The sequence below is a fragment of the Corynebacterium sp. TAE3-ERU16 genome (genome assembly GCF_019209935.1).
In the GTDB taxonomy this organism is placed as follows: domain Bacteria; phylum Actinomycetota; class Actinomycetes; order Mycobacteriales; family Mycobacteriaceae; genus Corynebacterium; species Corynebacterium antarcticum.
In genome coordinates this window covers 345,221-357,861 of the sequence record NZ_JAHUTN010000001.1, presented here as the reverse complement: position 1 = coordinate 357,861, position 12,641 = coordinate 345,221, and the positions used below count along the sequence as shown (strand labels likewise).

The following is a 12,641-nucleotide window of genomic DNA, read 5'->3' as shown; positions in this document are numbered from 1 at the left end:
TGCAGCCCGCCCCACCTATGGCGTTGCAGCGCCGGGGCGGGCCCTTTCTGTGTGCGGGGTCTAGCTGGCGAGTTCGACGGTGTCCACGTAATCGGGGAGGCGTTCGACATACTCGCGGAGGGCATCGACGGTGATGATGATCCGCTTGCCGGAGCGCTTCGACTGGATCTCACCGGCCCGAAGCAGCTGGTAGACGTAGTTTCGGCTGATTCCGAGGGCCTTCGCGGCTTCTGCAGCGCTGTACGCGATAGGCGGCGGGGCGAGAGTTGCAGCTCGTGCCATGACGGTTCCTTTCTGGATCGTGCCGCGTTCTGCGGCACACCCAGATACTAGCCCAGTAGTGCGCAGTGTGCGTACTGGAACGCAGAGTACACCCCTTTCGGGGGTGTGACACGCCGCGCGCGCACTCCGAGCACCCCCACGACCGTTGATAGTCTGGGGGCATGACCATCACTGAGCAGTGGGAGCCGGGGCGAATCATCCAAACCGCCCGCGAGGACACCGGCCTGTCCAAACGACAGGCCGCCCAACGCGCCGGCATCTCCGAATCCTGGTGGCGTCAGATCGAATCCGGGTACAAGCGCGTCGATGGTGAACCGGTCAGGGCGAACGTCCCGGAGAAGGCCCTCGTCTCAGCTGCGGTCGCCGTCGGGGCAGACACCCAGGCCGTACTAGCGGCCGCCGGATACGACGAGGACAACGCCCCCCGCATCACCCTCCGGGAGCAGGTGGAGATCCAGCTCTCCGCACTATCTGAACGCCAGCTTGGCCTCGTTCACGCCTACATCGAGGGGATCACTCAAGGCCGGGGAGTCTGAGGTACGACCCCAGGGCGTCCATCGCCGCGGTCGCCTGAGCCTGCCCCACATGCAGATACGGGCGCGTCGAGATCACCGACGAGTGCCCGAGGATCTGCGAGATGACCTCCGGCGGCACCTGAGACTCGAGGAGGAGCGTCGCCGTCGTGTGACGCGCCGAGTGCAGATCCACCGGCGGGGCCCCGGCCCGGCGGCACGCCTCACGCCACCCGGCGGACACCGCCCGCTCCATCAACGGCCTGCCGTCTGCCCCGGCCCACACCAGCCCGTGCGGGTTCGGCACATGCTTCTCCCGGTAGACCGTCAACGCGGCGACCAGCGGCGCCGGAATCGGCGTCACACGCATCGACGTCACCGTCTTCGGCCGGGTCCACAACCGCGACCGATACAGCTCCCGGTACTCGAACCCCGGCGGCACCGCGTGCCTCCGCTTGGGGCACCGCGCGGCCCTCACCTCAGCCTCACACCCGCACTCCTCGCCATGCGCCCACGGGATCGACTGCACCTGCCACGACAGATCCACCGCAGCGAACTCAAGATCCAGCCGGGACCACTCCAACCCGATCAGCTCCGCCTTCCGTGCCCCGAGGAACAGGAACGACGCCCACATCGACGCGAGCGGATCCTCCTCCTCGAACGCCGCGATGATCACCTTCCTGGCGTGCATCACCGACAGGGCCTGACGCTGCCGGGACCGGGCCCGCGGGCGGCCGACACGCTCGCACGGGTTCTGGTCGATCTTCCCCTCACGGACGGCATCAGACAGCGCCGTCGACAGCACGGTGTGGACGATCTGCACGGTGCGATCCGACAGGCCGGCCTGACGTGCCGCGGCGTGGAGCTCCCGGACCTCGTCGGCCCCGAGATCCCGGAGCCGGTAGGACCCGAGGGTGGGGGTGATGTAGAGCCGGTTCTTCGACCGGTAGTCCGCCAGGACGCGGGGGTTCAGCTTCTCGAACGCCGTCGTGTCCAGCCACCGCTGCATCCACGTCTCGACGGTGATCTTCTCCGGCGCCGTCGAACTCTCCTCGAGCTCCCGGAGAAGCTGGCGACGCTTCTCGAGAACACGCGACTGCGTCTTGGCGGAGACGGTGCGGCGGACCTGACGACCCTTACCGTCGTAGCCGACTGTGAACGCGGCGGTCCAGTATCCGCGTTTCGTCTTGTACAGGGATCCGAGTCCGACGTCCCGGGTGCGCATCAGTGCCCTCCTGATCTAGCTGATGGTCTAGCTATCACAGTGTGCCGTATGTGCGTAGTGATACGCAATGAACGGGGGGAGGGTGCAGGTGAACAGTGAAACGCCTGCGTACCGGCGCGCGGTATTCAGACTTCCAAGCTGAAGACGCGGGTTCGATTCCCGTCGTTCCCTCCACACAGAAGGGCCCCCGCCAGCGTGAATGCTGGCGGGGCCCTTCTTTTTCCGATGTGGCCGCCCGGAGTGTGTGGCGGTTCAACCGACACTGGGACGGGCGCACGGATGGGCCGGTAGGTCGGGCTGGATCGGGGACCACTGCCCCCGGATCCAGGTGGCCGGTGCGCCGGGAGGTCGCCCCACGTCCCCGGGACACCTGCTGCGGGCGCCCGCCGTCGGGCCCCGGGTCGGGCGAGGGGCCTTCGTTCCGGTGCGGGGCCGGTGCCGCGGATCAGGGGTGTGTCGGTCGGCGGGGCGGGCGGGGCACCGCCGCTGTCGTGTGGGGTCCGGCCGGTGGTTCCGGTCGGACCGGTGCCGAGGGGAACGGGTGTTCTGAGATGGGGTCGTGATCGGCCCGGTTCCCACGGACGTTCCCGTGAATCAGACTCCGTGAAATCTGTGGGTCCGTGATCGGGAATTCCCGGGGGAGAGCAGGGCCCGGGAACATCCCCGGAAACGGGGCGTACACCGTGTCTGGTGCCGCCTACGCCGGCGGCGGGCGGACGGTGTCACGGTGTTCGGGCTGCCACGGGACCGGTGGTTCCGGCCCGCACGGGTGGACCGTCGGTGCCTGAGGATGTGCCGTCGGGCGGCGCTGAGACCGGCGGGAACATGAACTACGGGGGTCTGTTGAACCCGTGCACTCGCCAGTCGGTAGACTGCACTGGCAACGGCCCGACGAGGGTCGTGTCGCTTCAGTGACTACGGGGTATGGCGCAGCTTGGTAGCGCACCTGCTTTGGGAGCAGGGGGTCGCAGGTTCAAATCCTGTTGCCCCGACAGGGATCCTCACCTCGAGGCATCCGGCACGGACATCGCCCACACGGTTGTGTCCGGTGTCTTCAGCCGGAGGTCTGTGGTGGCGAAACCCGTCAGACGAATCAATACAAACATTATTCCAGGAGAGTGACTCGTGAAGAGTTCCGTCGAGCAGCTGAATGACACCCGCGTCAAGATCACCGTCGAGGTTCCCTTCGAGGACCTCAAGCCGGAGTTTGACCAGGCATACAAGGCACTGGCGCAGCAGGTGTCCATTCCGGGCTTCCGGAAGGGCAAGGCCCCGCGTCAGCTGATCGAGGCCCGCGTCGGCCGTGGCCCGGTGCTCGAGCAGGTCGTCAACGACATGCTCCCGAGCCGTTACGGTGCCGCCGTCGAGGAGAACGACCTCAAGGTCATCGGTCAGCCCGTCGTCGACGTGACCCGTATCGAGGACGGGGAGCTCGTCGAGTTCACCGCCGAGGTCGATGTCCGACCCGAGATCACCCTCCCGGACTTCTCCGACATCTCGGTCGAGGTCGCCCCGCTGTCCACCGACGAGGAGGCGGTCGACGCCGAGCTGCAGAAGCTGCGTGAGCGCTTCGGTTCCCTGAAGAACGTCGAGCGCGCCGTCACCGAGAACGACTTCGTCACCGTCGACCTCTCGGCCACCGTCGACGGAGAGACCATCGACGAGGCGACCACCGAGGGCCTCAGTCACCAGGTCGGCTCCGGTGAGCTCATCGAGGGCCTCGACGAGACGCTCGTCGGCATGGAGATCGGCGAATCCCGCGAGTTCACCACCAAGCTCCTCGCCGGTGAGCACGAGGGCAAGGAAGCCCTCGTCACGGTCACCGTCGGCAGCGTCAAGGAGCGTGAGCTCCCCGAGGTCGACGACGAGTTCGCCCAGCTCGCCTCCGAGTTCGACACCGTGGAGGAACTCCGTGAGTCCCTCGCCCAGCGCGTGGAGGAGGGCGGTAAGGCCCAGCAGGCGGCGGAGATCCGCGACGAGGTCCTCAAGGCGGCCCTCGAGAAGGCTGAGTTCCCGCTGCCCGGGTCCATCGTCGACGAGCAGGTCAACAACCAGGTCCAGCAGCTGGTCAGCCAGTTCGGTGGGGACGAGAAGAAGCTCAACGAGCGGCTGAAGCTCGAGGGCAGCTCCCGTGAGGAGTTCGACAGGGACGCCCGCGAGCAGGCCGAGAACGCCGTCCGCACCCAGCTCTTCCTCGATGTTCTGGCCGACAAGATCCAGCCCGAGGTCAGCCAGGAGGAGATGACCGAGCACATCATCTTCACCGCGCAGCGCTACGGCATGGACCCGAACCAGTTCATCCAGCAGCTGCAGCAGGCCGGTCAGATCGGCAACCTCTTCAGCGACGTCCGCCGCGGCAAGGCGCTCGCCGCCGCGATCTGCGAGGTCTCGGTCGCCGATTCCGAGGGCAACAAGATCGACCCCTCCGTGTACTTCGGTGAGGAAGATGTCGAGGAGTCCGCGGATTCCGACGACACGTCCGCCGAGTAGCACCGTTCCGGCGCCAGGCTGCCGGTGATAGAGCCCGACCACGTCCGGTGGCCGGGCTCTTTCCGACCGGGCCACGCCTCCGCGGGGCCCGCGGGAAAGCTGACAGCGAACAGAGCGGCGTGAGCGTCCCGCGCGGCGGTACCCTGGCGGGTACGTAAAACAATCGACAACGTCACCACACAGTATGTCCACCCCGGACAGCCGCGACGCGGGACTCCACCGCGGCGCCCGCACCGGGGCGGCGACGAGAAGGCAGGTTTTGGAACCCATGACTGACACCACCCGGATGGCGGCCCCCACCAGCGGGCTCAACCTGAGCGATTCGGTCTACGAGCGTCTGCTCCGCGAGCGCATCATCTTCCTGGGGAGCCAGGTGGACGACGAGATCGCCAACAAGCTCTGCGCCCAGATTCTCCTCCTGAGCGCCGAGGACCCGAGCCGCGACATCTCGCTCTACATCAACTCCCCGGGTGGTTCCGTCACCGCGGGCATGGCCATCTACGACACGATGAAGTACGCGCCGTGCGACATCGCGACCTACGGCATGGGTCTCGCCGCATCGATGGGCCAGTTCCTGCTCTCCGCGGGAACGAAGGGGAAGCGCTTCGCCCTCCCGCACGCCCGCATCATGATGCACCAGCCCTCCGCGGGCGTCGGGGGCACCGCCGCCGACATCGCGATCCAGGCCGAACAGTTCGCGTACACGAAGCGCGAGATGGCCGAGCTCATCGCCGAGCACACCGGGCAGACGGTCGAGCAGATCACCGAGGACTCGGACCGCGACCGGTGGTTCACCGCGGAACAGGCGAAGGACTACGGTTTCGTCGATCACGTCATCACCGCCGCAAACGGTTCCATCGCCAACTAGTCCGGCACACACCGGGATACCCAGGAGACAACAAGAGTTATGAGCAACGGAATGCAGATGCCCTCCGCCCGCTATGTGCTGCCCAGCTTCGTGGAGCACTCGGCCTACGGCGCGAAGGAATCCAACCCCTACAACAAACTGTTCGAGGAGCGCATCATCTTCCTCGGGACGCAGGTGGACGACGCCTCGGCGAATGACATCATGGCGCAGCTCCTGGTCCTCGAGGGGCAGGACCCCGACCGGGACATCACCATGTACATCAACTCGCCGGGCGGTTCCTTCACCTCGCTGATGGCCATCTACGACACGATGCAGTACGTCCGCCCCGACGTGCAGACCGTGTGTCTGGGCCAGGCGGCCTCCGCCGCGGCGGTGCTGCTCGCGGCCGGTTCGCCCGGTAAGCGCGCCGCCCTGCCGAACGCCCGGATCCTGATCCACCAGCCCGCGACGGGTGGCGTGCAGGGCCAGGTCTCCGACCTGGAGATCCAGGCCCGGGAGATCGAGCGGATGCGCACCCTGATGGAGACCACCCTCGCCGAGCACACGGGCCGCTCCGCGGAACAGATCCGCATCGACACCGACCGGGACAAGATCCTGACCGCTCCCGAGGCCGTCGAGTACGGGCTGATCGACCAGGTCTTCGACTACCGGAAGCTGTCGAAGCAGCTCTAGCAACGAATATTTCGTACGGATACCCGGCCGCGCCTCGGACATGGGGGCGGGGACCGGGTACTAGAGTGGGGCGGACGGATCCAATGTGCACGGTCACCCCGTGCGCCCCGGCTCAAGAAGGCGAGTGACTACCCGAAGGCCATGGCACACATGCAAGAAAGCTCGGACCTGCTCAAGTGTTCTTTCTGCGGAAAAAGCCAGAAACAGGTGAAGAAGCTCATCGCCGGCGGTGGGGTCTACATCTGTGACGAGTGCATCGAACTCTGCAATGAGATCATTGAGGAGGAGATGGGCCAGGCGGCGGAAACCACCGACGACAACGCCGGCCGACTGCCCCGGCCCACGGAGATCTCCGCGTTCCTGGACACCTACGTGGTCGGTCAGGACGAGGCCAAGCGGATTCTCGCGGTCGCGGTGTACAACCACTACAAGCGGATCCGTGCCGAGGAGACCCGGACGAACTCGGGCCGGGACGACGAGATCGAGTTGGCGAAGTCGAACATCCTGCTGCTCGGCCCCACCGGTTCAGGCAAGACCTATCTCGCGCAGACCCTCGCCCGGCAGCTCGACGTCCCCTTCGCGATCGCCGACGCCACCTCCCTCACCGAGGCCGGCTACGTCGGCGAGGACGTGGAGAACATCCTGCTGAAGCTCATGCAGGCCGCCGACTTCGACGTGCAGCGGGCCCAGCGGGGCATCATATACATCGACGAGGTGGACAAGATCTCCCGCAAGTCGGAGAATCCCTCGATCACCCGTGACGTCTCGGGGGAGGGCGTGCAGCAGGCGCTGCTGAAGATCCTCGAGGGGACGACCGCGTCCATTCCGCCGCAGGGCGGCCGCAAACACCCGAACCAGGAGTTCATCCAGCTCGACACCTCAAACATCCTGTTCATCGTCGCCGGAGCCTTCGCGGGCCTCGAGCAGGTCATCCAGGACCGGATCGGGAAACGCAGCCTGGGTTTCGGTGCGCAGGTCCGCTCCCTGCACGAGGACGAGTCCGTGGACATCTTCCGCGAGGTCCGGCCCGAGGACCTGGTGAAGTTCGGACTGATCCCCGAATTCATCGGGCGGCTCCCGGTCGTGGCCACGGTGACGAATCTGGACCGCGCCTCCCTGGTCAAGGTCCTCACCGAGCCGAAGAACTCACTGATCCGCCAGTACGAGCGGCTGTTCGAGATGGACGGCGTCCAGCTGACATTCACCGATGACGCCCTCGACGCGGTGGCCGAGCTCGCCCTCGAGCGGAAGACCGGTGCGCGCGGTCTGCGGGCGATCATGGAGGAGATCCTCGTCCCCGTGATGTACGAGCTCCCGGACCGCGATGACATCGCGGAGTGCGTGATCACCGCCGAGGTCGCCCGGGGTACGGCGACCCCGGAGCTCGTCCCCGGCCCCAGCGAGAAGACCGCGTGAACCGCTGACAGAAGTGGGACAGGGCCGCCACGATCAATCACCGTGGCGGCCCTTTCCCGCGCGTTGAGGTCGATTCAGAGGGTGTCGTCGGTCTCGCCGTAGATGCTCGATGATCCGGGGTCGTGCTCGTCGGAGAATTCCCGGGTGCCGACCGACAGGTAGCTCATCGTCCCCGCCCCGGACATGTTCGAGGTGAGGAAGGACAGCACGGTGTCGACGGCGAGGCGTTCGAGGCCCGCGGTGTTCGTCCCGTCCGCCAGATCGACGTCGTACAGGTTGAGGTAGGTGTCCCGGTTGGAGGTGCGGAAGGCACACAGGGACGAGATGATGGTGTAGATGTCCAGCGCCGAGATCCCCGGGCGGAAGGCCCCGGCATCCTGACCACGCATCAGCAGCCGGTCCAGGGCGAGCAGCACGGCCGACTGGTCGGCGAGCGGCGACGCCGCGGTGACGTCGGCGTGGCCGAACAGGTTCTCCATGAGGATCAGCCGGGCGGCGGCCGGCTCGGCGAACATCCGCCGGCAGATCACCTCGACCACCTTGCGGATGCCGTCGACGGGGACGGTGGAGGGCACCTCCATGTCGCTGGAGTCGGGCCGGATGAGGGTGACGGCCCGGAGGAGAGCCTGCACGTAGAGGTTCCGCTTGTCCCCGAAATGATAGTGAATCATCCGCTTGGACATGCCCGATTCCTGTGCTATCGCCTCCAACCGGGTGTCCTCGAAACCGTGTCGGGCGAAGCTCTCCATCGCGACGGCGACGACCTGGTCCGCGGTCGTGCCGGAGGTTTCGGTGTCGGCGGGGGGACGATTCATTCCCGTGGTCCTTTCCAGATGAAGTGGCGTACACCGTGCACCGGCGTACGCGCGCCTGACCTTCCGGTCTCATTCCCGGTAGTCAGCGCGCCGTTAACGTGAATCAACCCCAGCCAAGAACGTGGCCACGCTCAGGGGACGATCCGGCATGCCCGTGCGGGCGTACCGGGGAGATCGGGGCTACTACATTTCATCGTGCCTTAAAACGCGGTTCCCCGGAGCGCTGATCTGCCTGGCGCCCGAAAAGCGCAGGTCGGATGTTGGGATCGTGGGTGGGCGGGGGTGGGGGATTCCGTTCCGGTCGATCCGGACTCGAGCCGGGTGTGCACCTTCACACGGCTGACGTCGACTTATCGACGGCACAACCACAGCTTCAGGGTTACCCTGGATGGTGTGCGCCGGCCCTCCGCCGTGTGTTCCCGTGCCACCGTCCCGACCGACAGTGCGCCCGAGTGGACCTTCAGTGGGCTTTCAGTGGGCTGACGTCACACAGACTTTAACCGCGCCCCACCGGAAGAATCCGGCTTCTGGGGCGACGACGAGAAGAGGATGATTCAACCTATGACCACTCAAGCCAAGAAGATCACCGTCACCGGTGCCGCCGGCCAGATCGCTTACTCGCTGCTGTGGAGGATCGCCAACGGGGACGTCTACGGCAAGGACACCCCGATCGAACTCAATCTCCTGGAGATCACCCCGGCCCTCGGTGCGGCCGAGGGCGTCGCGATGGAGCTCCTGGACTCGGCGTTCCCGCTGCTCCGCGACATCCGGATCACGGATGACGCGGCCACGGCCTTCGACGGTGCTTCCGCGGCATTCCTCGTCGGAGCCAAGCCCCGCGGCAAGGGTGAGGAGCGCAGTGATCTGCTCACCGCCAACGGCAAGATCTTCGGGCCGCAGGGCAGGGCCATCAACGACCACGCGGCCGACGACATCCGCGTCCTCGTCGTCGGCAACCCCGCCAACACCAACGCCTTGATCGCCAAGGCCGCCGCGCCGGATGTTCCCGCGGACCGGTTCAACGCCATGATGCGCCTGGACCACAACCGCGCACTGAGCCAGCTGGCCACCAAACTCGACCGCTCCTCCACCGAGTTCGAGAACGTGGTCGTCTGGGGCAACCACTCCGCCACCCAGTTCCCCGACATCACCTACGCCACCGTCGGTGGGGAGAAGGTCAGCGAGCTGGTCGACCGCGACTGGTACCTCGACGAGTTCATCCCGCGGGTCGCCAAGCGCGGCGCCGAGATCATCGAGGTCCGGGGTAAGTCCTCGGCGGCCTCCGCGGCATCGGCCGCCGTCGACCACATGCACGACTGGATCAACGGCACCGACAAGTGGTCCAGCGCGGCGGTGCCGTCCGACGGCTCCTACGGAGTGCCCGAGGGCCTGCTCTTCGGTCTTCCGACGGTCAGCCGCAACGGTGCCTGGGAGATCATCGACGGGCTCGAGATCGACGATTTCCAGCGTGCCCGGATCGACGCGAACATCGAGGAGCTCCTCGGTGAGCGCGACGCCGTGTCCGATCTGCTCTGATCCGCGTCTCCGCCTGTTCCACCGACGCCCCGCCGACCCGGGAGAACCGGGTCGGCGGGGCGTTCGCCCTGCTTCGGTGAGCACCCGGGCCACCATCTAAGATGGGCGGTGTGACTTCACAGAATGAGAACCAGGACAACCGCGCCGACAAGCTCCCGAAGAGCTGGGACCCGAAAGCGGTCGAAGCTGAGCTGTACAGGGGTTGGGTGAACGCCGGCTACTTCACCGCCGACGCCGATTCGCCGAAACCGGGATTCTCCATCGTTCTGCCCCCGCCGAACGTCACGGGTCAGCTGCACATGGGCCACGCCCTCGACCACACGCTCATGGACGCCCTCGCCCGCCGCAAGCGGATGCAGGGTTACGAGGTCCTCTGGCTCCCCGGCATGGACCACGCCGGCATCGCGACCCAGACGAAGGTGGAGGCCCACCTCAAGGAAACCGAGGGGAAGGACCGGCACGACTACGGCCGGGACGAGTTCGTCGACAAGGTCTGGGAGTGGAAGTCCCGCTACGGTGGGGTCATCGGTTCCCAGATGCGCGCCATCGGCGACTCCGTCGACTGGTCCAAGGAGCGGTTCACCCTCGACGAGGGGCTGTCCCGCGCGGTCCAGACCATCTTCAAGAACCTCTACGACCGGGGCATGATCTACCGCGCCCACCGCCTGGTCAACTGGTCCCCGGTCCTGCAGACCGCGGTCAGTGACATCGAGGTCGTCTACAAGGACGTCGAGGGTGAGCTGGTGTCGATCCGCTACGGATCCCTCGACGACTCCGAGCCGCATGTCGTCGTCGCCACCACCCGCGTCGAGACGATCCTCGGCGACGTCGCCGTCGCCGTGCACCCCGACGACGAGCGCTACGCCGATCTCGTGGGCACGACGCTGCCGCACCCGCTGCTGCCGGACCGCGAACTGGTCATCGTCGCCGACGACTACGTCGACCCCGAGTTCGGCACCGGCGCCGTGAAGATCACCCCGGCCCACGACCCGAACGACTACGCGCTCGGTCTCCGCCACGATCTGCCGATGCCGGACGTCATGGACGACACCGGGCACATCGCCGGAACCGGCACCGAGTTCGACGGTCTCGACCGCGCCGAGGCGCGGGTGAAGATCCGTGAGGCGCTCGCCGAACAGGGTCGCGTCGTCGCCGAGAAACGCCCCTACGTCCACTCCGTCGGTCACTCGGAGCGCTCCGGCGAGCCCGTGGAACCGCGCCTGTCCGAGCAGTGGTTCGTCAAGGTCGACAAGCTCGCGGAGATGGCCGGCGACGCGGTGCGTGAGCACGACACCACCATCCACCCGGAGAGCCAGGAGCCGCGCTACTTCGCCTGGGTCGACGACATGCACGACTGGTGCATCTCCCGCCAGCTGTGGTGGGGCCACCGCATCCCGATCTGGTACGGACCCGACGGCGACGTCATCTGCGTCGGCCCCGACGAGACCGCACCCGAGGGCTACGTCCAGGACCCCGATGTCCTCGACACCTGGTTCTCCTCCGCCCTGTGGCCGTTCTCCACGATGGGCTGGCCGGACGACACCCCGGAGCTGAAGAAGTTCTACCCGACCTCCGTGCTGGTCACCGGCTACGACATCCTGTTCTTCTGGGTCGCCCGGATGATGATGTTCGCGACCTTCGCCGCCACCCTCGACGACAGTGAGCTGGGCACCGCCGACGGCGGCCGGCCCCAGATCCCGTTCACCGACCTCTTCCTCCACGGCCTCGTCCGCGACGAGAGGGGCCGGAAGATGAGCAAGTCCCTCGGCAACGGTATCGACCCGATGGACTGGGTCGACCGCTTCGGCGCCGACGCCCTGCGGTTCACCCTCGCCCGGGGCGCGAACCCGGGCACGGACCTGCCCATCGGCGAGGACTCCGCGCAGTCGTCCAGGAACTTCGCCACCAAGCTGTTCAACGCCACGCGCTTCGCGCTGATGAACGGAGCCCGGGTCGGCGAACTGCCCGCCCGCGCCGAACTCACCGACGCCGACCGCTGGATCCTCGACCGGCTCGAGCAGGTCCGCGCCGACGTGGACCGCCAGCTGGACGACTACCAGTTCGCCAAGGCCAACGAGGCCCTGTACCAGTTCGCCTGGGGTGAACTGTGCGACTGGTACCTCGAGATCGCCAAGGTCCAGATCCCGCGTGACTTCGGCGAGGCCACGCCGGAGGAGGTCACCCGGGGCCGGAACACCCAGCTCGTCCTCGGCACCGTCCTCGACGTCGTACTGCGCCTGCTGCACCCGGCGATCCCGTTCGTCACGGAGACCCTCTGGAAGGCCCTCACCGACGGCGAATCCCTCGTCGTCGCCGACTGGCCGACCGCGGCGGACACCACCGACGGAGCCCCCGTCGACGGGACCGCCGCACGCCGGATCGCCGACGTCGAGAAGCTCATCACCGAGATCCGCCGCTTCCGCTCCGACCAGGGGCTCAAGCCCTCGCAGAAGGTTCCCGCCCGCATCGACTTCACCGCCGCCGACCTCGACGCCCTGGCGCCCGCCGTGCGCTCCCTCGTGCGTGTCGAGGAACCCGACGCCGGGTTCACCCCCTCCGCCTCCCTCGAGGTCCGGCTGTCGCAGGCCACCATAACCGTGGAACTCGACACCTCCGGGACCGTGGACGTCGCCGCCGAACGCAAGCGCCTCGGCAAGGATCTGGCCATCGCGCAGAAGGAACTCGAGACCACCGGAAAGAAGCTCGGCAACGACAACTTCCTGGCGAAGGCACCCGCGGCCGTCGTGGACAAGATCCGCGAGCGGCAGCGCGTCGCCGCCGAGGAAGTCGAGCGCATCACCCTCCGACTGAAGGAGCTCGGCTAG

Annotated in this window: 10 protein-coding genes and 1 tRNA gene; 8 read left to right on the top strand and 3 right to left on the bottom strand. The window is 67.0% G+C overall.

What is annotated here, in order from left to right; translation table 11 throughout:
* Positions 1 to 60: 60 nt before the first annotated feature.
* On the bottom strand, positions 61 to 282 hold the full coding sequence (locus KRX55_RS01520) for a helix-turn-helix domain-containing protein (protein ID WP_218406086.1): 222 nt from the start codon (positions 280 to 282) through the stop codon (positions 61 to 63).
* A gap of 161 nt (positions 283 to 443) precedes the next feature.
* Here KRX55_RS01520 and KRX55_RS01515 point away from each other — a divergent pair, with 161 nt between their 5' ends.
* Positions 444 to 818 (top strand): helix-turn-helix domain-containing protein, encoded by a 375-nt coding sequence (locus KRX55_RS01515; RefSeq protein WP_218406085.1) that lies wholly within the window; start codon positions 444 to 446, stop codon positions 816 to 818.
* On the opposite strand, the gene KRX55_RS01510 is transcribed toward KRX55_RS01515, so the two are convergent.
* Positions 796 to 2,019, bottom strand: a complete 1,224-nt coding sequence (locus KRX55_RS01510) for a tyrosine-type recombinase/integrase (protein ID WP_218406084.1) — start codon at positions 2,017 to 2,019, stop codon at positions 796 to 798. The genes KRX55_RS01515 and KRX55_RS01510 overlap by 23 nt on opposite strands.
* Before the next feature lie 918 nt (positions 2,020 to 2,937).
* Here KRX55_RS01510 and KRX55_RS01505 point away from each other — a divergent pair.
* The 5 genes from KRX55_RS01505 to clpX all read left to right on the top strand — a co-directional run bounded on the left by KRX55_RS01505 (position 2,938) and on the right by clpX (position 7,465).
* Positions 2,938 to 3,011 (top strand) — tRNA-Pro (locus tag KRX55_RS01505).
* 133 nt (positions 3,012 to 3,144) lie between these two features.
* Positions 3,145 to 4,509 (top strand): trigger factor, encoded by a 1,365-nt coding sequence (gene tig / locus KRX55_RS01500; RefSeq protein ID WP_218406083.1) that lies wholly within the window; start codon positions 3,145 to 3,147, stop codon positions 4,507 to 4,509.
* Positions 4,510 to 4,777: 268 nt separating this feature from the next.
* Entirely contained in the window at positions 4,778 to 5,377 is a 600-nt protein-coding gene (locus KRX55_RS01495) for an ATP-dependent Clp protease proteolytic subunit (protein WP_200260592.1), read from the top strand.
* Positions 5,378 to 5,416: 39 nt separating this feature from the next.
* The gene (locus KRX55_RS01490) at positions 5,417 to 6,049 is read left to right on the top strand and encodes an ATP-dependent Clp protease proteolytic subunit (RefSeq protein ID WP_198737751.1); all 633 of its coding nucleotides are present in this window, start codon (positions 5,417 to 5,419) and stop codon (positions 6,047 to 6,049) included.
* A gap of 141 nt (positions 6,050 to 6,190) precedes the next feature.
* Positions 6,191 to 7,465, top strand: a complete 1,275-nt coding sequence (clpX, locus tag KRX55_RS01485; RefSeq protein WP_218406082.1) for an ATP-dependent Clp protease ATP-binding subunit ClpX — start codon at positions 6,191 to 6,193, stop codon at positions 7,463 to 7,465.
* Between the two features lie 74 nt (positions 7,466 to 7,539).
* Here the strand turns inward: clpX and KRX55_RS01480 are convergent, their stop codons facing one another.
* Complete coding sequence (locus KRX55_RS01480; RefSeq protein ID WP_218406081.1) at positions 7,540 to 8,280, bottom strand: TetR/AcrR family transcriptional regulator; 741 nt, start codon at positions 8,278 to 8,280, stop codon at positions 7,540 to 7,542.
* A 561-nt stretch (positions 8,281 to 8,841) separates the two neighbouring features.
* Here KRX55_RS01480 and KRX55_RS01475 point away from each other — a divergent pair.
* Positions 8,842 to 9,816: a malate dehydrogenase gene (locus KRX55_RS01475; RefSeq protein ID WP_218406080.1), complete on the top strand. Its 975-nt coding sequence runs from the start codon at positions 8,842 to 8,844 to the stop codon at positions 9,814 to 9,816.
* Positions 9,817 to 9,917: 101 nt separating this feature from the next.
* Positions 9,918 to 12,641, top strand: a complete 2,724-nt coding sequence (locus KRX55_RS01470) for a valine--tRNA ligase (protein ID WP_218406079.1) — start codon at positions 9,918 to 9,920, stop codon at positions 12,639 to 12,641.